This is a genomic window from Thermomonas fusca, from assembly GCF_005862345.1.
Taxonomy (GTDB): Bacteria; Pseudomonadota; Gammaproteobacteria; order Xanthomonadales; family Xanthomonadaceae; genus Thermomonas; species Thermomonas fusca.
Window position 1 is genome coordinate 127118 of record NZ_SROY01000002.1, and the last position, 20517, is coordinate 147634.

General features: G+C 69.1%; 19 protein-coding genes. 15 read left to right on the top strand and 4 right to left on the bottom strand.

Annotation, left to right across the window (positions count from 1 at the left end):
• Positions 1-61: 61 nt before the first annotated feature.
• From E5S66_RS04860 to E5S66_RS04875, 4 genes are read left to right on the top strand one after another with little or no spacing between them, the layout of a single operon-like run.
• Positions 62-310 (top strand): hypothetical protein, encoded by a 249-nt coding sequence (locus tag E5S66_RS04860; protein WP_138348028.1) that lies wholly within the window; start codon positions 62-64, stop codon positions 308-310.
• Positions 307-768, top strand: a complete 462-nt coding sequence (locus E5S66_RS04865; protein WP_138348030.1) for a hypothetical protein — start codon at positions 307-309, stop codon at positions 766-768. Before E5S66_RS04860 ends, E5S66_RS04865 begins: the two co-directional genes overlap by 4 nt.
• Positions 765-983, top strand: coding sequence for a helix-turn-helix transcriptional regulator (locus E5S66_RS04870; RefSeq protein ID WP_138348032.1), 219 nt, complete (start codon positions 765-767; stop codon positions 981-983). The genes E5S66_RS04865 and E5S66_RS04870 overlap by 4 nt, the downstream gene beginning before the upstream one ends.
• The gene (locus E5S66_RS04875) at positions 983-1609 is read left to right on the top strand and encodes a DUF998 domain-containing protein (protein ID WP_212745321.1); all 627 of its coding nucleotides are present in this window, start codon (positions 983-985) and stop codon (positions 1607-1609) included. The genes E5S66_RS04870 and E5S66_RS04875 overlap by 1 nt, the downstream gene beginning before the upstream one ends.
• On the opposite strand, the gene E5S66_RS04880 is transcribed toward E5S66_RS04875, so the two are convergent.
• From E5S66_RS04880 to E5S66_RS04890, 3 genes are all read right to left on the bottom strand, one after another.
• On the bottom strand, positions 1557-1808 hold the full coding sequence (locus tag E5S66_RS04880; protein ID WP_138348035.1) for a SemiSWEET transporter: 252 nt from the start codon (positions 1806-1808) through the stop codon (positions 1557-1559). The genes E5S66_RS04875 and E5S66_RS04880 overlap by 53 nt on opposite strands.
• Positions 1805-3103 (bottom strand): metal-dependent hydrolase family protein, encoded by a 1299-nt coding sequence (locus E5S66_RS04885; protein ID WP_138348037.1) that lies wholly within the window; start codon positions 3101-3103, stop codon positions 1805-1807. The genes E5S66_RS04880 and E5S66_RS04885 overlap by 4 nt, the downstream gene beginning before the upstream one ends.
• Positions 3104-3309: 206 nt before the next feature.
• The gene (locus E5S66_RS04890) at positions 3310-10230 is read right to left on the bottom strand and encodes a putative Ig domain-containing protein (RefSeq protein ID WP_138348039.1); all 6921 of its coding nucleotides are present in this window, start codon (positions 10228-10230) and stop codon (positions 3310-3312) included.
• Between the two features lie 315 nt (positions 10231-10545).
• Between E5S66_RS04890 and E5S66_RS04895 the strand changes: the two genes are divergently transcribed.
• The 4 genes from E5S66_RS04895 to E5S66_RS04910 all read left to right on the top strand — a co-directional run bounded on the left by E5S66_RS04895 (position 10546) and on the right by E5S66_RS04910 (position 12898).
• On the top strand, positions 10546-11091 hold the full coding sequence (locus tag E5S66_RS04895) for a phage tail protein (RefSeq protein ID WP_138348041.1): 546 nt from the start codon (positions 10546-10548) through the stop codon (positions 11089-11091).
• 79 nt (positions 11092-11170) lie between these two features.
• Positions 11171-11707, top strand: a complete 537-nt coding sequence (locus E5S66_RS04900) for a phage tail protein (RefSeq protein WP_138348042.1) — start codon at positions 11171-11173, stop codon at positions 11705-11707.
• Positions 11708-11793: 86 nt separating this feature from the next.
• On the top strand, positions 11794-12333 hold the full coding sequence (locus E5S66_RS04905; RefSeq protein ID WP_138348044.1) for a phage tail protein: 540 nt from the start codon (positions 11794-11796) through the stop codon (positions 12331-12333).
• A gap of 1 nt (position 12334) precedes the next feature.
• Positions 12335-12898 carry a GNAT family N-acetyltransferase gene (locus E5S66_RS04910; RefSeq protein WP_138348046.1) on the top strand — a complete coding sequence of 188 codons (564 nt, stop codon included), beginning with the start codon at positions 12335-12337 and terminating at the stop codon, positions 12896-12898.
• A 36-nt stretch (positions 12899-12934) separates the two neighbouring features.
• On the opposite strand, the gene E5S66_RS04915 is transcribed toward E5S66_RS04910, so the two are convergent.
• Complete coding sequence (locus E5S66_RS04915) at positions 12935-13225, bottom strand: DUF6916 family protein (RefSeq protein WP_138348048.1); 291 nt, start codon at positions 13223-13225, stop codon at positions 12935-12937.
• Between the two features lie 188 nt (positions 13226-13413).
• On the opposite strand from E5S66_RS04915, the gene leuS reads away from it, so the two are divergent.
• From leuS to rlmH, 7 genes are read left to right on the top strand one after another with little or no spacing between them, the layout of a single operon-like run.
• On the top strand, positions 13414-16146 hold the full coding sequence (leuS, locus tag E5S66_RS04920; protein ID WP_138348050.1) for a leucine--tRNA ligase: 2733 nt from the start codon (positions 13414-13416) through the stop codon (positions 16144-16146).
• Positions 16147-16206: 60 nt separating this feature from the next.
• The gene (locus E5S66_RS04925; RefSeq protein ID WP_138348052.1) at positions 16207-16713 is read left to right on the top strand and encodes an LPS-assembly lipoprotein LptE; all 507 of its coding nucleotides are present in this window, start codon (positions 16207-16209) and stop codon (positions 16711-16713) included.
• Positions 16714-16729: 16 nt separating this feature from the next.
• Positions 16730-17770 carry a DNA polymerase III subunit delta gene (gene holA, locus E5S66_RS04930; RefSeq protein WP_138348054.1) on the top strand — a complete coding sequence of 347 codons (1041 nt, stop codon included), beginning with the start codon at positions 16730-16732 and terminating at the stop codon, positions 17768-17770.
• Positions 17767-18468, top strand: a complete 702-nt coding sequence (gene nadD / locus E5S66_RS04935; protein WP_246037148.1) for a nicotinate-nucleotide adenylyltransferase — start codon at positions 17767-17769, stop codon at positions 18466-18468. Before holA ends, nadD begins: the two co-directional genes overlap by 4 nt.
• Complete coding sequence (gene rsfS, locus E5S66_RS04940; RefSeq protein WP_028838508.1) at positions 18465-18869, top strand: ribosome silencing factor; 405 nt, start codon at positions 18465-18467, stop codon at positions 18867-18869. Before nadD ends, rsfS begins: the two co-directional genes overlap by 4 nt.
• Before the next feature lie 28 nt (positions 18870-18897).
• A complete protein-coding gene (locus E5S66_RS04945) occupies positions 18898-19992 on the top strand; it encodes a J domain-containing protein (RefSeq protein ID WP_138348685.1) in 1095 nt (364 codons plus the stop codon).
• Entirely contained in the window at positions 19992-20462 is a 471-nt protein-coding gene (gene rlmH / locus E5S66_RS04950) for a 23S rRNA (pseudouridine(1915)-N(3))-methyltransferase RlmH (protein ID WP_138348056.1), read from the top strand. Before E5S66_RS04945 ends, rlmH begins: the two co-directional genes overlap by 1 nt.
• Positions 20463-20517: the final 55 nt, after the last annotated feature.

Below are 20517 nucleotides of genomic sequence, written 5' to 3' on the forward strand. Positions count from 1 at the left end.
TGACATGCGAAGCGACGAATGTAATGTCTGCATTACATTTAGTCCGCTGGAGATGACATCGATGCTGCGCCTCTCGCCCCGTTCGTGGTTCGTCACCTGGCTGGCGCTGGCCGGTGTTGGTCCGGCGCTGTTCTTCACCGGCGAATACCGCAACCTGGATCTGCCGCTGGGCTGGCTGGGTCCAGGCCTTTTCGTGGCGGCGGCGTGGTTCGCGGTGTCGAAGCTGCACGCGATCCCGCGGGGCGACGAGGAGCAGCAGTTGGCGATGGCGGCGCTGTATCGGCGGGATCGTCGCGGAGCGCAGGCATGAAGTTCTGGACGCGGGATCGGGGCGAGCGCGACCTGCGGGCGTTCGGGGAGCGCTTTGCGTGGCGCATGGTCGTGATGTTCGCGGGGATGGCCCTGTATCTGAGCGTCGGTTCGATTCTGGACGGTCGGCCGACTCCGCTCCTGGCGGTGCTGATCGCCCTGCCGCTGTCGTACGGATTCCGCCTGCGGGCGGCCGCCGACGAGCAGCGGCGGGGGCAGGCACTGGAGGATGAGCGCGATGCCGTGATTCGCGCACATGCCGATCGCGCGTTCCGCATCGCGGCATCGTGTTGGTACGGCGTTCTGGCCCTGGCGCTGGTGCTGGACCTCGATGTCGGTCGCGCCGCCGTTTCGTCGAACGGCTGTGTCATTCCCGGCCTGCTCCTGCTCGGCCTGATCGTCGCCAACATCGCGGGGCATGCCACCGTGGCGCTGCTGTATCGGCGCGACCGGACATGACCGGCACCGCGATCGCCAACGACATCCGCCGGCTGCGTTTCGATCGCGGCGAGATGACCCAGCAGGCGCTGGCCGACGCCTGCGGCGTGACCCGCCAGACCATCATCGCGCTGGAGGCGGGGCGCTATGCGCCGTCGCTGGAGCTGGGCTTCCGCATCGCCGATGCGCTGGGCGTGCGCATCGAGGATGTCTTTCATTGGAGCAGGCCGGAATGATGAAACCATTGCGCGCAGGACCCGTCTGGGTGGGTGTCGCCATCGGCCTGTTCACGCTCACCTTGCTGCTGGCCCGGCTCGGCCTGCCGGAGTACTCGCATCGCATCCACCCGGTCGCGCTGCGCGGTGCCAGCGGCCTGCCGGGAGCGATGCTGTTCAACGCCGGCGCGTTCCTGCTGCCGGGGATCGCGCTGCTGCTGGCTTCGCAGGCGCTGCGGCCTTCACTGGCCGGGCAGGGCTGGGCGGCGCGGATCGGGCTGACCCTGGCGCAGCTGTCGGCGCTGGCGTTCGGGCTGCAGGGCGCGCTGCCACTGGATGCCAGCGGACAGGACGAGCACGCGATGCGCCTGCATGCGCTGATGTGGATGCTGTGGTGGATCGCGTTCGTGCCGGCGATGCTGCTGCTGGCGCTGGGCGCGCGGCGCGGCGCCGGGTTTGCCGTTGCCTGTCTTGCCGCCGGCCTGCTGGTGCCGCTGCTGGCGGTGCTGGCGCCGGTGGATGCGTGGGTGGGGCTGGCGCAGCGGCAGGCGTTCGCGCTGTGGCTGGGCTGGTGGCTGCTGGCGGCGCTGGTGCTCAGCCGTGCTTCAACTTCAGTCCCAGGATCGTTGCCGCCAGCAGGAAAGTGACCGCGTTAGAGGCGATCATCGGCCACGAGTCGAGGAAGATCCCGTAGCCGAACCAGCAGACGATGCCGAAGGTGAACACCACGTACATCCCCAGCGAGATGCCGGAGGTGTCGCGGGTGCGGATGGTCTTCACCGCCTGCGGCACGAACGACAGCGTGGTGCAGGTGGCGGCCAGGTAACCCAGCCATTCCAGGTTCATCGCGCGGGCTCGCGGTGGACGACGCCGTCCTTCATCACGAAATCCACCTTCAGCACGTTGCCGATGTCGGCCAGCGGGTCGCCGGGCAGGGCGACGATGTCGGCGCGCTTGCCGGGCGCCAGCACGCCCTGGTCGTCCACGCCCAGCACCTCGGCGGCGCGGATGGTGGCGGCCTGCAGCGCCTGCGCGGCGGGGATGCCGGCCTCGACCATGTACAGGAACTCGCGCGCGTTGTCGCCGTGCGGGCCCACGCCCATGTCGGTGCCGAAGGCGATCTTCACCCCGTTGCGGTACGCCTTGCCCGCGGTGTCCTGGATCAGCGCGCCGATCCGCGCCGCCTTGGGCCGGACGACGTCGGGGAAATAGCCGTCGATCTTGGCCTTCTCTGCGACGAAGCGCCCGGCGTAGATGGTGGGCACGTACCAGGTGCCGCGCGCCTTCATCAGCCGCATCACCTCCTCATCCATGTAGGTGCCGTGCTCGATGCTGGTGACGCCACCGAGGATGGCGCGGGTCATGCCCTCCTTGCCGTGCGCGTGCGCCGCCACCCGGTAGCCGTAATCCTTCGCGGTATCGACGATCGCCTTCACTTCGTCGACGGTGAACTGCGGCGCGTCGCCGGAAGCCGCGTAGCTGAGCACGCCGCCGGTGGCGGTGATCTTGATGACGTCGCTGCCGTCCTTGTAGCGCTGGCGCACCGCCTGGCGGGCGTCGTCGACCGAATTGACCACGCCGTCGGTGGGGCCGGGCGGGCCGACCAAGTGCGAGAGCGCGTCGTTCCAGCCGTTGGTGGGATCGGCATGGCCACCGGTGGTGGCGATGGACTTGCCGGCGGCGAAGATCCGCGGCCCCTTCACCAGGCCCTGGTTGATCGCATCGCGCAGGTGCAGTGCGACCTCGCCGCCGAGGTCGCGGACGCTGGTGAAGCCCGCGGACAGGGTCTTTTCCGCGTAGCCGACCGAGCGGTAGGCGTAGTCCACCGGGTCCAGCCGGAACCCTTCGGAATAGCTTTGCGGACTGGACTGGCTGCCCATGTGCACGTGCAGGTCGGTGAAGCCGGGCAGGCAGGTGCGGTCGGACAGGTCGATGGCACCGGCCGCGTCCGGGCTGCGCCCCGGCACCACTTCGGCGATGCGCCCGCCGCGCACCACCACCGTGTGCGGGCCCAGCAGCGCGCCGCTGCGGCTGTCGAACAGGCGGCCGCAGGCGAGTACGGCGTCACCGGAGGTGGCCGCGGACGCAGTGGGGGCAACGGCAGCCAGCAGGCTGGCGGCAAGGGCGAGGCGGGTGCGCATGGCGGATCTCCGCGAGAAACGCGGAGTGTGCCATGCGCTGGTCGCAGGTACGGGGCGGTTCTTGGGTCGATGTTGCCGGGGACGGCCCGGTAGTGCCGCCTGCGCCGACGAGCATTCTCCAGTTACTCGAAAGCCCCGGTTGCCCAGGGCTTTCGGGTCCCGGACGCGCTGTGTGGACGCGTCCGCCGGTTGCGATGGGCGCTTGGTCAGAACTTCGCGTCCACGTGCAGTTCCAGGCCGTGGTCGCTGGCATCGCCGCCCATCTGGGCGCGGTAGTCCAAGCGCAGGCCCCAGCCCTTGGTCCAGTCGAACTGCATGCCCGCACCCAGGATCCAGCGGTTGCGCGCATAGCCTTCCAGGCTGGTGCGGTAGAACGGCATCTGCAGCAGGTCGCTGTACTGCACCGTGGCCGTGCCGTCGCCGCTGAAGTCGTGCTGGTATTCGGCCTTCAGCTGCGGCGAGAACGAGCCCCAGGTGGTCTGCCGGCGCCAGTCGAAGCGCACGCCCGCGTTCCCGGTGGAGCTGTCCATGTCCATCTTTCCGTAGGTCAACGCATTGGGCGCTTCGGCCTGCTCGGCGTAGCCGTCCAGCTCGCCGCGGGCGATGTCCAGGCGCAGGTACGGCGTGACTTGCATGGACTGGAACGTCATGTCCGTGCCGGCCGACACCGAGCCGAACCACTGCGAGCCGTTGCGCGAGCCCGCGGCCATGCTGCCGTCCGCGGTCACGTAGCGGCGCAGGTCGAAGTCCAGCGTCTGGTAGCCCAGCACGGCGTCGATGAAGAAGCGGTCGGCCGGGTTGATGCTCGCGTAGCCGGCCAGCGTGTAGGCCCTGGCGTCGCTGCGGGTGCCGTTGTCGCCCACGTGGGTGCGGTCGCGGCCGTAGCCCACGCCCATGCCCAGCGCCACGCGATCGTTCAGTCGGTAATCCGCGCCGGCGGACATGCCGTCCGTTTCGAACGCCAGCTCGGACGTGTTGCCGCGGCTGTCGAGCGCGCCGGAGCGGAGCATGCCCGCCGCCCACACGCCGAAGGCCGTGGCCACCGGGGTCGACGTCGCCGCCTGGTCCCTTTCGTCGTCGAGCGCGGAACCCTCGGCGTCGAACGGCGTCTGCCGACGCAGGTCGCAGCGGTTGTTGCCCGGGCCGATGTCAAGGCCCGGCACGCACGACTGGCGCATCGCCATCGACAAGCCATTGCTGAACCCGGAGCTGTCGCCATCGCCGTGCAGTTGCTGCAGGCGTCGCTGGAAGTTGTTGATCTGCGACGAGGCGAAGCGGCGCGCCGCTTCGGCCTGGGCGTTGATCAACCCACGCACTTCCGCATCCTGCGCCGGATCAGGACGGGCCTCGACGGTCAGCGTGTAGGCGCGTTCGCCGGTGAAACCCAGCGCGTCCGTTGCGGTGACGGTCAAGCCGAAGGCGCCGGTGACGCTGGGCGACCCCGACAGCTGCCCGGCCTGGCTCAGGGTGATGCCGGCCGGCAGCGCGCCGGCCGTCACCGCGTACTGGTAGGGCGCGGTGCCCCCCGCCGCCGACATCTGCTGGGTGTAGGCAACCATGTAGGTGCCAGCCGGCAGGGTGTCGGGCGTGAGGGTGATCGTCGGCGCTGACACCTCGAGCGTGTAGGTCTGGGTGATCTTGCCGGCGGTGCCGGTGGTGCTGTCGGTCGCGGTGACGCTGAAGCTGAAGCTGCCGGCCACCGTGGGCGTGCCGGACAGCGCGCCGGTGGAGGCATCCAGCGAGACGCCAGCGGGCAGCGCGCCGGCCGACACCGCATAGGCGTAGGGCGCGATGCCGCCGCTGGCGACGAACGTCTGCGCGTAGGCGACCCCGGCCGTGCCTGCCGGCACCGTCGCCGGCGTCAGGGTCAGGGCGGGCGCGGCGATGACCAGCGTGTAGTTGTTGGTCGCGGTCGCCGCGGTGCCGCCGGTGCTGTCGGTGACGGTCACGCTGACGTTGAACGTGCCCGATTGCGTCGGCGTGCCGCTGTAGGTCAGCGTGCCCGGATCGAACGACAACCCGGTCGGCAGCGTGCCACTGGCGACGACGGTGTACGGGGTGATGCCGCCGCTGATCGACAGGGTCTGGCTGTAGGCGTTGCCTGCCGTGCCGGCGGGCAGCGTGGCCGGGGTCACCGTCAGCGTGGGCACCGCCACCACGACGGTGTACGCCTGGCTGCCGGTCTGGCCATTGGCGTCGCTGGCGGTCACGGTGAAGTTGAACGTGCCGGAGGTCGTGGTGGTTCCGGCCAGGGTGCCGTCGCCGGCAAGGGTCAGGCCATTGGGCAAGCTGCCAGCGGTCACCGTGAAGGCATACGGCGCGACGCCGCCGCTGGCGTTGATGGACTGGCTGTAGGCCAGGCCGGCCGTGGTGTTGGGCAGGGTGGCCGGGTCGATCACGATGGTCGGCGCGGGAACGTCGATGGTGTAGTTCTGCGCGATCGAGAACGGTGCGCCGACGCCGGTGAGCGTGGTGTCGGTGGCGGTGACCGTGATCGGGTAACTGCCCGGCACGGTGGGCGTGCCGGAGAGCGTGTTCCCGCTGAAGCTCATGCCGGCCGGCAGGCTGCCGGTCGGCACGTAGCTGAAGTTGCCCGAGCCGCCGCTGGCGGTGAACGCCTGCGAGTAGGCGGCGCCATAGGGCGCGTTCAAGGTCCCGGCGGCAGGCGTCATGCTCAGCACCGGCGCGGCGATGGTCAGCGTGTAGGCCTGGCTACCGGTCTGGCCGTTGGCATCGGTGGCGGTCACGGTGAAGTTGAAGGTGCCCACGGTGTTGCTGGTGCCGGTGATTGCGCCGGTGGCCGGATTGAGCGACAGGCCGCCCGGCAGGGCGCCGGCGGTGATCGCGAAGACATACGGGGCGACGCCGCCGCTGGCGCTGATGGTCTGGCTGTAGGCGGTATTGGCGATGGGATCCGGCAGGGTCGCCGGCGTGACCAGGATGGTCGGTGCCGGCACGTCGATCGTGTAGTTCTGCGCGATCGAGAACGGCGCGCCGACGCCGGTGAGCGTGGTGTCGGTGGCGGTGACCGTGATCGGGTAGCTGCCCGGCACGGTGGGCGTGCCGGAGAGCGTGTTCCCGCTGAAGCTCATGCCGGCCGGCAGGCTGCCGGTCAGCACGTAGCTGAAGTTGCCCGAGCCGCCGCTGGCGGTGAACACCTGCGAGTAAGCGGCGCCGTAGGGCGCGTTCAAGGTCCCGGCCGCGGGCGTCATGCCCAGCACCGGTGCGGCGATGGTCAGCGTGTAGGCCCGGCTGCCGGTCTGGCCGTTGGCGTCGGTGGCGGTCACGGTGAAGTTGAAGGTGCCCACGGTGTTGCTGGTGCCCGACAGCGCGCCGTTGGATGCCAGGGTGATGCCGCTGGGAAGCGCGCCGGCGGTGACCGCGAAGGTGTAGGACGCCACGCCGCCACTGGCGGTCAACGTCTCGCTGTAGGCCGTGCCGGCCGTCGGGTCGGGCAGGCTTGCCGGATTCACCACGATGGTCGGCGTGCCGACGTTGATGGTGTAGTTCTCCGCCACGGTGAACGGTGCGCCAGTGCCAGTGGAACCGGTGTCGGTGGCGGTGATCGTGAAGCTGTAGCTGCCCGGGGTGGTCGCGGTGCCCGACAGCGTGTCGCCGCTGAAGGTGATGCCCGGCGGCAACGTGCCGGTGGCCGCGTAGGTGTACGGGCCGGTACCGCCGCTGGCGGTGAAGGCTTGCGAATACGGCGCGCCGTACGGTGCATTGAAGCTGGTGCTGGCCGGGGCGAGCGCCAGCGCAGGCCCGGATACCACCAGCGCGAACGCCTGGCCAACGGTGTAGGGGCCATTGCCGGTGCTGCTATCGGTGGCGGACACGTTGAGGTTGAACGTGCCGGCCTGGGTGGGCGTGCCCGAGACGGTCACGCTGTTCGCGGTGGTGCCGGTGATCGACAAGCCTGCGGGCAGGTTGGTCACCTGGTAACCGCTCCAGGGCGATGCACCGCCGTTGAAGGTGAAGGTCTGCGAATACGGCACCGCCACGCTGGCGGCCAGCGCACCGGAAGCGGTGATGGTGATGATCGGATCGCTCACTGTGATGGTCGCCGTGGCCGGGGCAGACGTCCCGCCGGTGTTGGTGGCCGTGTAGGTGAAGCTGTCCGGGCCGGCGTAACCCGCGGTCGGGGTGTAGGTGACCGTGGTGCCGCTGGCGACCGCCGTGCCGTGCGTCGGCGCGGTGCCGATCGCAACTGAGGTCGGCGCGCCGCCGCTGATGTTCAGCGTGATCGGATTGGCACTGCTGCCGTAGGCAACGGTGGCACTGACCGGGTTGGCCACCGGCGCCACGTCGATGACGGTGATGGCGTAGCTCTGCGTGGCCGAATAGGGGCCGGTGCCGGTGCTGCTGTCGGTGGCGGTGATGCTGAAATTGAAGGTGCCCAGGGCCGAGGGCGTACCGGTGATGGCGCCGGTCGCGGTATTCAGCGTGAGCCCGCCCGGCAGCGCGCCGGCAGTGACCGCATAGCTGTAAGGCGCGGTGCCGCCGGATGCTGCCGTGATGGCCCCGGAATAGGCCGAGCCCAGGGTGCCGCCCGCCAGTGCGCTGGCCGGCAGCGTGATGGTGGGTGCGGCAATGGTCAACGTGTACGCCCGGCTTCCCGCAAACGGGCCCGGGAACGGACTGCTGTCGGTGGCGGTGATCGTGAAGTTGAACGTGCCTCCGGCCGTCGGCGTGCCGCTGAGGACGCCGCCAGCAGAGAGCGTCAATCCGGTCGGCACCGAGCCGGCGGTCACGGCGAAGCTGTAGGGCGCAGCGCCGCCGCTGGCGGTGATGGTCTGGCTGTAGGCCGTGGCCACCCCGCCGCCCGGAACAGTGGCGGGGCTCACCGTCACCGGTACGTCGTCGTTGCTGATGATGCCCACGCCCTGGTTGTCGCTGATCGTTGCGTTGGCGGCCCCGGACAGGTTAACGAAGAAGGTCTCGCTCGCTTCCGGCACGGTTTCACCGGTCACAAGCACGGTAAGCGTTCCGGTGGTTTGGCCTGGGGCGAAGGTCAGGGTGCCGCTGCTGGCGGTGTAATCGCTGCCCGCCGTGGCGGTGCCGTCCGCGGTGGCGTAGTTGGCCGTCACGGTCTGCCCGCTGGCCGCGCTCAGGGTGACGGTGAAGACCGCACTGGTGGTGCCGGCGTTGCCCTCGACCACGGTGACATCGTTGATCGACATGCTCGGCAGCGGGTCGTCATTGACGATTGTGCCCACGCCCTGACCATCGGCCACGATGGCATTGGTGACGTTCGTCACGTTGACGAAGTACGTCTCGCTCGGCTCGTTCAACGCGTCGCCATTGACCAGCACCGTGAAGGTGTAGCTGCTGCTGCCGGCAGGGATGGTCTGGCCGGTCAGGCTCTGGGCGACGTAGTCCACGCCCAGTGTGGCGGTGCCGTTGGCAGTGGCGATGTCGAAGCTCACGCCGCCCGGCCCGGCCGGCGCGCTCAGGCTCACCGTGAAGGTGAAGTTGGTGGTGCCGGCGTTGCCTTCGCTGGCGGTGACGTCGTTGATGGTGAGGTTGGGCAGGTCGTCGTTGAGGATGGTGCCGGTCGCGTTGTTCGGCGCGCCGACGATGTAGCCGGCGCCGGCGGCCAGCGTGAGCGTGACGGTTTCGTCGGATTCGATGGTCGCGTCCGCGGTCGGGTTGACCGTGATCGTGCCGACGGTGTTGCCGGCGGCGATGACCAGCGGCGAGGCGATGGCGGCGTAGTCGGTGCCGCTGGTCGCAGTGCCTCCGACCGTGTAGTTGACCGAGAGGGCGGAGGCCGACGCCTGGTTCAGGGTGACGGTGTAGACCAGGTTTGGCGCGCCGTCCTCGGCCACTGCGGCTGGGGAAACGGTGATCGTCGCGGTCGGCACGTCGTCATTGAGTATGGTGCCGGTGGCGCTGGACGGTACGCCGACGGTATATCCGGTACCGGCGGCGACATTCAGGATGACCGTTTCGTTCGCCTCCACGGTGCCGTCGCCGGTCGGGTCGATGGTAAGGCTGGCGGTAGTGGCACCGGCCGGGATGGTCACGGTGGCCGCACTGCCCGTGTAATCGGTGCCCGCGGTGGCGGTGCCCGTGGTGGTGATGTTCACCACCGTCGGCGAGCTCAGGTTGAGGCTGCGGGTGACGGTGTAAGTCAGGTTGGTTGCGCCGTCTTCGCTGACGGACGCGGGCGAGACCGCGATCGCCACGCTCGGCGGCGGGCTGACGGTCAGGGTGTAGTTCTCGACCTCGAAATAGCTGCCGGGACCGGTGCTCGCATCCGTCACCCGGATCGTGACTGGGTAGTTGCCGGGTGCGGCGGCGGTCGTGCCGCTGACCACGCCGGCCGAAGAGACGCTGATGCCGGCCGGGAAGCTGCCGGTTTCGAGCGCATACGTGTAAGGCGCAACGCCGCCGCTGGTGGACAGGGTCTGCGAGAACGCCACGCCCTGGATGGCGGTGCCGCTGGCCGTGGTGAGCGCCAAGGTCGGGTTTGCCACCGTGCCGGTGTAGCCCTTGTCGGTAAAGGCGCTGGTGTTGTCAGTGGAGCGCACACTGAAGCTGTAGGCGCCGCGCTGGGTGGGCGTGCCGCTGAGGACGCCGCTGCTGCTGAGGGTCAGGCCCGGCGGCAGGGCCCCGCTCTGCACGTTGTAGGTGTAGGGCGCCACGCCTCCGCTGGAGCTCAGGGTCTGCGAGAAGGGCGTGCCGGCGGTCAGGGTCGGCAGCGAGGCCGGGGACACCGTGATGGCGGAGGCGGAGGGCGTGATGGTGATGGTGACCCGCACATCACCGGCACCTGTCAGGGAACCGTCTGCAAATTCGAAAACATCGGTCGTGCCAGAACCGTTATTGCTGTAGTCCAAGAACCACTGGCCGCTGGCGTGCCGGAGGGTAGCGGTGCCGTGATCCTCGAAATCCAGAGGGCCGTAGCTGCCGCCATCGACGGCGCCATCGCCGCCGAAATAGTAGTCATATTCGCAATCGGAAATGTTGATCGTAACCGTTCCGCCCGCGCTGACGGTGCCGGTCTGGGGCGGACATTCCGCGGACGTGTGCTGCGCGCTTGCCAACGCGGGCCACAGCAGCGCCAGGCTGCACAGCAGCAGCCGGCAAGCGAGCAGGGACGCGCGATCGCCGAGACGGCGCATGAGAAGCCTCGAAAACATGTGCATGTATTTTTTCCCCGGAGAATCCATCCGCAAGTTGCGGAGCCGGCGCACCGATCACTCAGCACGCGCTGCAGCTACTCACCCAACGCCGATTATGTCCCCAACCGGCCAACCAGCGCGGCACTTCCGCAAAGAGTGGCCGGTATTGGAACGGGATCGCGTGATGAGGTAAAGCTCTGGCGACGATCCGGCATCACCATGCCGCCTCGGGCCTTGTTGGCCACCGATGTGGGTCCAGAGTGCATCGGCGCCGCGCATCGCGTGCGGTGCCATCACCCGAGGGGAAGGATCACGATGAGCGAGTTCTTCATCGGCCAGATCATGATGGCCGGTTTCAACTTCGCGCCGAAGTATTGGGCGCTGTGCAACGGTCAGCTGCTGCCGATCAATCAGAACCAGGCATTGTTCTCGCTGCTGGGGACGCAGTACGGGGGCAACGGCACCACCAATTTCGCATTGCCGGACCTGCGCAGCCGCACGCCAATCGGCTACCCATCCTCGGTCGACCCCAGCTGGCAGCCGACGCCGGCGCAGATCGGCCAGTCGGGCGGCGTGGAGAACGTCTCCCTGCTGAGCACCAACCTGCCGGCGCACACGCATGCGATGAACGCATCCGCCGCGAACGGCGACAACCGCAATCCGAGCGGGCGTCTCTTCGCCGCCAGTACCAGCACGTCCGCGCCGCCCAATCTGTATGCCGCCAGCACCGGGCCGCTGGTGCCACAGAATCCGCAGACGGTCGCGCCTGCTGGCGATAACCAGCCGCACCCCAATCTCCAGCCTTACAGCGTCATCAATTTCTGCGTCGCGCTGAGTGGCATCTTCCCCTCCCGCGACTGACGCCGCGTTCTCCTGGAACAACGCACCTGCGCGCCACAGGGCCGCGCACCGTCCATCCAATTTCCGGAGCAAAACCCCAATGAGTACCCCTTACGTCGGCGAGATCCGCATGTTCGGTTTCGGCAATCGAGGCGCCCCCAATGGCTGGCAGGCCTGCGACGGCAGCCTGCTGCCGATCGCCGAATACGAAGTGCTGTACACGCTGCTCGGCACCACCTACGGCGGCGATGGCGTGAACACGTTCGCGGTTCCCGACCTGCGCGGCCGCCTGCCGATCCATCAAGGCACGGGCCCCGGTCTGAGCAACTATGTCATCGGTCAGCGCGCCGGCACCGAGACGGTGACCGTGCTTGCCACCCAGATGCCGGCGCACACCCACACCCTGGCCGCCACGACGGGCGCGGCTGGCGCAGTGACACCCGGTAACACACTGTTGCCCGGCACGGTCAGCGGCGATTCCTTCTATGTGTCCGACGTCGCCGGCGCGACCGCCTTGCCGATGTCCCCGCAGTCCACAAGCCTGGCGGGCGGCAGCCAGCCGCACGAGAACTGCATGCCCACGCTGACGGTGCAGTTCTGCATCGCGTGGGCCGGCATCTTCCCGTCGCAGGGCTGAGCAGTCCTCCACCCGCATCCGTCACCCCCGCGTCGCGCAGACGCCGCCACGACAACCACGTGGCACCTCATCGGAGGAACCAAGACATGACCGAACCCTTCATCGGTGAAATCCAGATGTTCGGCTTCAATTTCAATCCACGCTATTGGGCGTTCTGCAACGGCGCCACCCTGCCGATCTCGCAGAACACCGCGCTCTTCTCGTTGCTGGGCACCACGTATGGCGGCAACGGCCAGAGCACGTTCCAACTGCCCAACTTCGCCGGCCGGGCAGGTTGCGAGCAGGGGCAGGGCCCAGGGCTGACGCCGCGCTCATTGGGCGAAACATTCGGCGTCGATGCCGTCACCCTGACCGGCAACCAGATTCCGCAGCACAACCACGGCATCAATGCCTATCTGCCTACCGACCCAACCAAGAGGAGCGGTGCGCCCGTCGCCAACGGGGGGTTGTCGCAGCCCGGCACGACGGTCAACAAGCCGTTCAATGCGGGTGCTCCGAATGCGACGTTCGCGCCGAACATGATCTCGCCGAGCGCGGGCGGCGGATTGCCGCACCAGAACCAGCAGCCGTATCTTGCGGTGAACTTCTGCATCGCACTGCAGGGCGTGTTCCCGTCGTTCCCGTGACATGACGGCGGAGCCTTCCGCCAGGCAGGCACTGTTCCCTCCGGAACTGCCCGGCCGCACGACCGCGCCCGCGCTCCTGGCCGAGCGCGGGTTTTCGTTGCGCTGGCTTCGCGATGTCGACCTGCCCTGGCTGCGCGACCTCTACGCCACCACCCGGGCGGAGGAAATGGCGCCGGTGCCGTGGCCGGATGCCGCCAAGCGTGCGTTCCTCGACGGGCAGTTCGATCTGCAGCACCGCCATTACATCGCCCACTACGGCGATGCCGATTTCCTGGCGATTGAGCGGGACGGGCAGGGCCCGGTCGGCCGCTACTACCTGCGGCGCACGGCGCCGGAGCACGTGCTCGTCGACATCAGCCTGTCGCCGGCGCTGCGCGGCGCCGGGCTGGGCGGCGCGTTGATCGGCCACAGCCAGCGCGAGGCCGCGACATTCGGGCGCGGCATGCGGCTGCACGTGCTGGAAACCAATCCCGGGGCGCGCCGGCTCTACGAGCGGCTGGGCTTCATCGCGGAGGGCGGCGATGGCGGGTATCTGTCGATGCGCTGGTCGCCCGCGCGTTCCTGACCTGGAAAGACGCTTGGATGCAGCGACGCGCGCTGCTCAGTTGAAGACGGCCTGGTAGAGAAAGCCGGCGCGCTCCTGGGCGATCGGCACCAGGAAGATCCCGACTTCGCCGATCCGCGCATGCCGCATCGGGTAGATCTGCTGCGGAAACAGCACCGGCGCCGTGTTGCGGAACAGCAGCGAGAAGGGCGCCCGCGCAGCGTTCGCGGAAGGCGGCGGCAGTGGGCGTGCTTCCACCAGCACGAACTCCACGTCCATGCCGTTCAGCGCGGCGGAGAAGGGCTCGTTCACGCAGCCGGCAAAGTGTTCCAGCGTCAGCAACTCCATCGGTGTTCGGCTCCCGGCTTCTGCGGCTGCGCGGCGCGGCAGCGGCGGCCATCCTCGCCGCTGCGTCGTTGTTGCACAAGCGTTCGCAGATTGCACGCGTTCGGCCGGGGGCGAGGGGATTGGCGAGGCAATGGCGGGGTCTGCTGCGCTGCGGTAGGCTCTCAGGCCCGATTCCAGCGTCCCCTGCCGTGTCCGAGCCCGCCATCTACGATCCCCGCACCGTCGAGTCCGCCGCCCAGTCGTTCTGGGCCAACACCCGTGCCTTCGAAGTGCGCGAGGGCGGCGGCAAGCCCAAGTACTACTGCCTGTCGATGCTGCCGTATCCGTCCGGTGCGCTGCACGTCGGCCACGTGCGCAACTACACGATCGGCGATGTCATCAGCCGCCACAAGCGCATGACCGGGCACAACGTGCTGCAGCCGATGGGCTGGGACGCGTTCGGCCTGCCGGCCGAGAACGCCGCGATCAAGAACAAGACCGCGCCGGCCAAGTGGACCTACGCCAATATCGAGCACATGCGCACGCAGCTGCGGTCGCTGGGCTACGCGATCGACTGGAGCCGCGAGTTCGCCACCTGCAAGCCCGACTACTACGCCCACGAACAGCGCATGTTCGTACGCCTGCTGAAGAAGGGCGTGGCCTACCGCAAGAATTCGGTGGTCAACTGGGACCCGGTGGACCAGACCGTGCTGGCCAACGAGCAGGTGATCGACGGCCGCGGCTGGCGCACCGGCGCTCTGGTGGAAAAGCGCGAGATCCCGCAGTGGTTCCTGCGCATCACCGACTACGCGCAGGAGCTGCTGGACGATCTGGACAAGCTGGAAGGCTGGCCGGACTCGGTCAAGACCATGCAGCGCAACTGGATCGGGCGCAGCCAGGGGCTGGAAATCCATTTTGCGGTCGATGGCGAAACCCGGCCGCTGACCGTGTTCACCACGCGTCCCGACACCCTGATGGGCGTGACCTTCATCAGCATCGCCGGCGAACACCCGCTGGCGCAGAAGGCCGCGCGCACCAACCCCGAGCTGGCCGAATTCATCGCCGGTCTCAAGCAGGGCGGCGTCTCCGAGGCGGAGCTGGAGACCCAGGAAAAGCGCGGCATGGCCACCGGCCAGTGGGCCCGGCACCCGGTCACCGGCGAGGACATTCCGATCTACGTCGCCAATTTCGTGCTGATGGGCTACGGCACCGGCGCGGTGATGGCGGTGCCGGCGCACGACCAGCGCGACTGGGAATTCGCCAAGGCCTACGGCCTGCCGGTCAAGCCGGTGATCGTCGATGCGGCGACCCGCGACGCGCTGGAGGAAATGTCCTCGCACCTGAAGGAACACGACGATCCGATGGCGGTGGCGCTGGGTGGCCACGCCCCGGTGGACGTCTACGAGATCGACGCGGCGGTCGCCATGGTGCGCGAGTACCTGCGCCGGATCGAGGAAGACGGCGCGCATACCGAGCGCGGCTGGCTGATCAATTCCGGCGAGTTCAACGGCATGGACTTCGACGCCGCGTTCGAGGCGCTGGCGGTGAAATTCGAGCTGGCCGGGACCGGCACCCGGCGGGTCAACTTCCGCCTGCGCGACTGGGGCGTCTCGCGCCAGCGCTACTGGGGTTGCCCGATCCCGGTCGTCCATTGCCCCGGCTGCGGCGTGGTGCCGGTGCCGGAAGACCAGCTGCCGGTGGTGCTGCCCGAGGACGTGGCCGATGCCTTCGCATCGGGCGACGTGCATTCGCCGATCAAATCCGATCCCGAATGGCGCAGGACCACCTGCCCGCAGTGCGGTGGCGCGGCCGAGCGCGAGACCGACACCTTCGACACCTTCATGGAGTCGAGTTGGTACTACGCCCGCTACACCTCGCCGGGCGCCGCCGACATGGTGGACGAGCGCGCCAACTACTGGCTGCCCGTGGACCAATACATCGGCGGCATCGAGCACGCGATCCTGCACCTGATGTATTTCCGCTTCTATCACAAGCTCCTGCGCGACGCCGGGCTGGTGCACAGCGACGAGCCGGCCACCCGCCTGCTCACCCAGGGCATGGTCATCGCCGACACCTTCTTCCGCGAGCAGGACAACGGCGGCAAGGAGTGGATCAACCCGGCCGACGTGGAGCTGCAGCGTGACGACAAGGGCCGCGTGACCGGCGCGACGCTGGTGGCCGATGGCCAGCCGGTGCGGGTGGGCGGCACCGAGAAGATGTCGAAGTCGAAGAACAACGGCGTCGATCCGCAGCTGCTGGTGGACCGCTACGGCGCCGACACCGTGCGCCTGTTCTCGATGTTCGCCGCGCCGCCGGATCTGTCGCTGGAATGGAGTGACGCCGGCGTCGAGGGCATGGCCCGCTTCCTGCGCCGGCTGTGGCGCGACGTGCATGCGCATGCCGCGCAGCCGGACCATCCGGCGGTCGACCCCGCCGCATTGGACGCACCGCAGAAGGCGCTGCGCCGGCAGGTGCACGAGGCCATCGCCAAGGTCGGCGACGACTACGCGCGCCGGCACGCCTTCAACACCGCCATCGCCGCGCTGATGGAGCTGATGAACGCGATCGGCAAGTTCAACGACATGAGCGAGCAGGGGCGCGCAGTGCGCCACGAGGCGTTCGAAGCCATCGTCCTGTTGCTGAATCCGATCACCCCGCACATCAGCCATGCGCTGTGGCAGGTGCTCGGCCATCCGGAGACGCTGCTGGAGGACGTGCCGTTCCCGAAACCGGATGCGGCTGCGCTGGTGCGCGATGCGGTCACGCTGGCGGTGCAGGTCAACGGCAAGCTGCGCGGCACGATCGAGGTCGGCGTAGATACCCCGCGCGAGGCGATCGAGGCCGCCGCGCTGGCGGAACCGAACGTGGCCGCGTTCGTGGCCGGGCAGGTGCCGAAGAAGGTCATTGTCGTTCCCGGCAAGATCGTCAATATCGTGGTGTGATTCCCGTTCGCCATCCCCGATTTCGCGGGGATGGCGACCACCATGGCTTAGACTTCCCACATGAAATCCCGCCTAGCCGTCATCGCCCTGTCCGCCGCGCTGCTGTCCGGCTGCGGTTTCCACCTGCGCAACGCGCTCAACCTGCCGGCCGACCTCGGCCCGGTGCGGGTGCTGGGGGCGGATCGCTACAGCCCGCTGGCCGACATGCTGGCCGAAGGCCTGCAGCGCGCCGGTGCGCAGGCGGCCCCGGCGGAGGCCAGCGAGGGTGTCGCCACCCTGCAGGTGGTGTCCGAGCAGTGGGCCGACACCCCTATCAGCAATGACCAGTCCGGCCGCGCGCAGGAATACGCGCTGCGCTACGCGGTGGTGTTCAGCCTGCGCCGCGCCGACGGCAGCACTGCGGTGCCGCAGCAGGCGGTGGAACTGTCGCGCGACTACCTGGCCCCGGCGGTGGACTCCATCGGCAAGGCCAGCGAGCGCGAAATGCTGGTGCGCGAGCTGCGCCGCGACATGGCGGCGGCGATCCTGCGCCGCGTCGACGCCGCTTCCAAGCCCGCCGCGCCGTAACGCCGGCAGGCCGCGGATGGAGCTGGGCGCCGACCGTCTTGCCGGGCAACTGGCCAACGAGCCGCTGCGGCCGGTCTATCTGGTCGCCGGCAGTGAACCGCTGCTGGTGCTGGAGGCCGCCGACGCGGTCCGTGCCGCCGCCCGCGCGCAGGGCATCCCCGACCGCGAAGTGCACGATATGGAAGGCCGCGATGCCGACTGGGACGGGCTGGATGCGTCGATCCATGCCCCCAGCCTGTTTGCCAGCCGTCGCCTGATCGAAGTCCGTCTGCCCACCGGCAAGCCGGGCGCGGAGGGCGCGAAGCTGATTTCCGGCTTCTGCGCCGCGCCGCCGCCGGACGTGGTGCTGCTGGTGATCGCCGGCGAATGGTCGAAGTCGCACGCCGGCAAGTGGAGCGAGGCGGTCGCCCGCACCGGCCACCTGGCCATCGCGTGGCCGGTGAAGCCGCATGAGCTGTCCGGCTGGATCGGCCAGCGCCTGCGCAGCCGCGGCATCAAGGCCGCGCCCGACGCGGTGGCGCGGCTGGCGCAGCGGGTGGAAGGCAACCTGCTGGCGGCGGCGCAGGAAGTGGACAAGCTGGCGCTGCTGCTGCGGGGTCAGGCCGAGGTGCTGGATGTCGAGCGGATGGACGCGCTGGTCGCCGATTCCGCGCGTTTCGACGTGTTCCGGCTGGTCGATGCCGCCCTCAACGGACAAGCCGCGCAGGTCTCGCGGGTGATCGCCGGGTTGAAGGCGGAAGGCGAGGCGATCCCGGCGCTGATGGGCATGGTGGTGAAGGAGCTCCACACCGTCGCCGCGCTGGCGCGCGCGCGCAATTTCGCCGCCGAGTGCAAGGCGCAGCGCATCTGGCCGGCCAAGGAAGCCGTGTACAAGCGCGCGCTGTCGCGGCATCCGCCGGAGCGCTGGCAGCGGTTGCTGGTGGAAGCCGGCAGCGTGGACCGCATTTCAAAGGGTCGGGTGCGGCCGGGCCGCGAATCCCACGACGCCTGGCTGCAGCTGGAACGCCTGCTGCTGGCGGTCGCGGATCCGGGCGCGCTGCGCCTGCTGGCATCGTGAGCAGCCCGCTGCGGGTGTTCTACGGCGGCAGCTTCGACCCGGTGCACAACGGGCACCTGGCGATCGCCCGCGCCGCCCGCGATGCCCTGCGCGCCGAGGTGGCGCTGGTGCCGGCGCGCGATCCGCCGCACAAGGACGCCACCCATGCCGATAGCGACCAGCGCGCGCAGCTGCTGGCGCTGGCGATCGACGGCGAGCGGGGGCTGCGGGTGGACACGCGCGAACTGCACCGCGCCGGTCCGTCCTACACCTTCGACACCCTGACCGAGCTGCGCGCCGAAGCCGGCGCCAGCGCGCCGCTGGCGTGGCTGGTCGGCGCCGACTCGCTGCTTCAGCTGCATACCTGGCACCGCTGGCGCGAATTGTTCGACCTCGCCCACATCGTCGCCGTGCAGCGCCCGCGTGCCGAGGTCGATGCCGCGCGCCTGCGCGAACAGGCGCCGCAGGTGCTGGCGCAGGTCAATGGCCGCTGGCTGCCGCCCGATGCGTTGGCTGATGGTCCGGCTGGTGGTTTCGTCCTGCTGCCGCTGGCGGAGCTGCGGCCGGAGTCCTCCACCGAGCTGCGCCGCCGCATCGCCGCCGGCGAACCGTGGCGGGAGTGGGTGCCGGCGGCCGTGGCCGCGCGTATCGACAGTCTTCATCTCTACCGCAGCCCGGCCGTTATACTGCCTGCGTTTCCATCGAGCGATCGCCCTTGACCACCGCCGCCCAAGTCATCAAGACCAGCCTGCCCAACCCGCCGCCCTCCGTGGAGGCCCTGCTGAAGGCCGTGCACGACGGGCTGGAAGAACTCAAGGCCAAGGACATCGTTGAAATAGACGTACGCGGCAAGAGCAGCGTCTGCGATTACATGGTGGTTGCCTCCGGCACCTCCACCCGCCACGTGAAGTCGGCGGCGGACGAAGTGGTGCGTTTCGCCAAGAAGCTCGACGTGATGCCGCTGGGCGTGGAAGGCGAGCGCGAGGCCGAATGGGTGCTGGTGGACCTGGGCGACGTGGTCGTCCACGTCATGCTGCCGAGGGTGCGCGAGTTCTACGCGCTGGAACGGCTGTGGTCGGTCGGCGACCAGCCGCCGGCAGCGGGTGGCGAAGACGAATAAGCCGGGTGCCGTCACGGCGGTTGCGCCGGTGGCGGCAGCCAGCGTCCTGCAGCAGCTGCAGGCGCAGTCCGGCCTCCGCGCCCCGGCCAGCCCGGCGCGCAAGCGCTTCGACAAGTTGGTGTCCGAGCTGGAGCGGCAGCGCGGCGAGCTGCGTGCCTGGGCCGAGGCCCTGCCGCGCTGGCAACAGCGCCACCAGTCGCAGCTGGCGCCGCTGCTGGCGCAGCGGATCGAGCTGGATGTGGCGCTGGTGGAACTGCTGGACCACGCGCACGCAAGCATCAAGCTGGCCAAGGGCGACCGCGCCTTTCTCTCCGAACTGCTGTGCCAGCTCGCCGGAGGTTTGATCGCGGAGGGCCGCGAGGATCTCAAGCCGCTTTACGATCGCCACAGCTGGCAGGGCTATGACGCGGATGTGTCCGAATCGGATGCGATGCTCAAGCAGGTGTTGGGTGCCGCGTTCGGCCTGTCGCCCGAGGACGTGGATGCGATGGGGTCGCCGGACGCGGTGTTCGCACAGGCGCAGGCGCGGATGCACCAGCAGCAGGCGCATGCGCGGCAGCGCAAGGCGCGTCGGCAGCAGCGCGAAGCCGCCAAACAGCAGGCGGACGAACCGCCGCCGCTGCGCGAGCTCTATCGCAAGCTCGCGGCCAGCCTGCATCCGGATCGCGCCCGCGACGCCGCCGACGGCCAGCGCCGCACCGTGTTGATGCAGCGGCTCAACGCCAGCTACAAGGCTGGCGACCTGATCGGCCTGATCGAGCTGCAGGTGGAGATCGGCCTGCTGGACGCCGCCGGCGTGGATGCACTCACCGACGCGCGCCTGCAGCAGTACAACCGCGAGCTGTCCCGGCAATGCGAGGAGGTCGCGCGGGAACTGGCGCAGGTGGAGCAGAGCTTCTGCGCGGACTACGGGCTGGATCCGGCGCGGCGGCTGAAGCCGCAGCAGCTCGACAAGCTGCTGGCGCGTTGCAAGCGCGAAGTCGAAGCCGACCTGGCGATCATGCGCGCCGACCTGCGCGGCCTGCAGCAACCGCAGGCGTTCAAGCGCTGGCTCAAACAGCAGCGCCAGCTGGGCGATGAGGATGCGCGCTTCCCTCAGGATGACGCCGGGTACTGGTACTGATGAAGGCGCGTCTGATCGCCGTGGGCGAGCGCGCGCCCGGCTGGGTGGCGCAGGGCTTTTCCGAATACCAGAAGCGGTTGTCGCACTGGCTGCCGCTCGATCTCGTCGAGGTCGAACCCGGCGTGCGCGGCAAGGGCCGCGACACCGCCCGCGCGATGAGCGACGAAGGCGCGCGGGTGCTGGCGGCGCTGCCGAAGAACGCGCATGTGGTGGCGTTGGATGGGCGCGGGAAAATGCATTCGTCCGAACAGCTCGCCCAGCGCCTCGAACACTGGCGCGGGCAGGGCCGCGACCTCGCCTTCCTGATCGGCGGCCCCGAGGGCCATGCCGCCGAGGTCATCGCCCGCGCCGACGAACACTGGTCGCTGGGCCCGCTGACCCTGCCGCACATGCTGGTGCGGCTGGTGCTGGCCGAACAGATCTACCGCGCGGCGGCGCTACTGGCCAACCATCCCTACCACCGCGCCTGATCACAGCGCACGCGGGCAACAAAAAACCCGCCGTTTCCGGCGGGTTTTTCGTGGG

What these genes read in the sequence shown, in the direction of transcription:
- E5S66_RS04865 (WP_138348030.1), top strand. Translation starts at nt 307, where the DNA reads ATGAAGTTCTGGACGCGGGATCGGGGCGAGCGCGACCTGCGGGCGTTC.
- E5S66_RS04900 (WP_138348042.1), top strand. Translation starts at nt 11,171, where the DNA reads ATGAGTACCCCTTACGTCGGCGAGATCCGCATGTTCGGTTTCGGCAAT.
- rlmH (WP_138348056.1), top strand. Translation starts at nt 19,992, where the DNA reads ATGAAGGCGCGTCTGATCGCCGTGGGCGAGCGCGCGCCCGGCTGGGTG.
- E5S66_RS04915 (WP_138348048.1), bottom strand. Translation starts at nt 13,225, where the DNA reads ATGGAGTTGCTGACGCTGGAACACTTTGCCGGCTGCGTGAACGAGCCC.
- holA (WP_138348054.1), top strand. Translation starts at nt 16,730, where the DNA reads ATGGAGCTGGGCGCCGACCGTCTTGCCGGGCAACTGGCCAACGAGCCG.
- E5S66_RS04875 (WP_212745321.1), top strand. Translation starts at nt 983, where the DNA reads ATGAAACCATTGCGCGCAGGACCCGTCTGGGTGGGTGTCGCCATCGGC.
- E5S66_RS04925 (WP_138348052.1), top strand. Translation starts at nt 16,207, where the DNA reads ATGAAATCCCGCCTAGCCGTCATCGCCCTGTCCGCCGCGCTGCTGTCC.
- E5S66_RS04885 (WP_138348037.1), bottom strand. Translation starts at nt 3,103, where the DNA reads ATGCGCACCCGCCTCGCCCTTGCCGCCAGCCTGCTGGCTGCCGTTGCC.
- E5S66_RS04895 (WP_138348041.1), top strand. Translation starts at nt 10,546, where the DNA reads ATGAGCGAGTTCTTCATCGGCCAGATCATGATGGCCGGTTTCAACTTC.
- E5S66_RS04890 (WP_138348039.1), bottom strand. Translation starts at nt 10,230, where the DNA reads ATGCGCCGTCTCGGCGATCGCGCGTCCCTGCTCGCTTGCCGGCTGCTG.
- E5S66_RS04905 (WP_138348044.1), top strand. Translation starts at nt 11,794, where the DNA reads ATGACCGAACCCTTCATCGGTGAAATCCAGATGTTCGGCTTCAATTTC.
- E5S66_RS04880 (WP_138348035.1), bottom strand. Translation starts at nt 1,808, where the DNA reads ATGAACCTGGAATGGCTGGGTTACCTGGCCGCCACCTGCACCACGCTG.
- E5S66_RS04910 (WP_138348046.1), top strand. Translation starts at nt 12,335, where the DNA reads ATGACGGCGGAGCCTTCCGCCAGGCAGGCACTGTTCCCTCCGGAACTG.
- E5S66_RS04870 (WP_138348032.1), top strand. Translation starts at nt 765, where the DNA reads ATGACCGGCACCGCGATCGCCAACGACATCCGCCGGCTGCGTTTCGAT.
- E5S66_RS04860 (WP_138348028.1), top strand. Translation starts at nt 62, where the DNA reads ATGCTGCGCCTCTCGCCCCGTTCGTGGTTCGTCACCTGGCTGGCGCTG.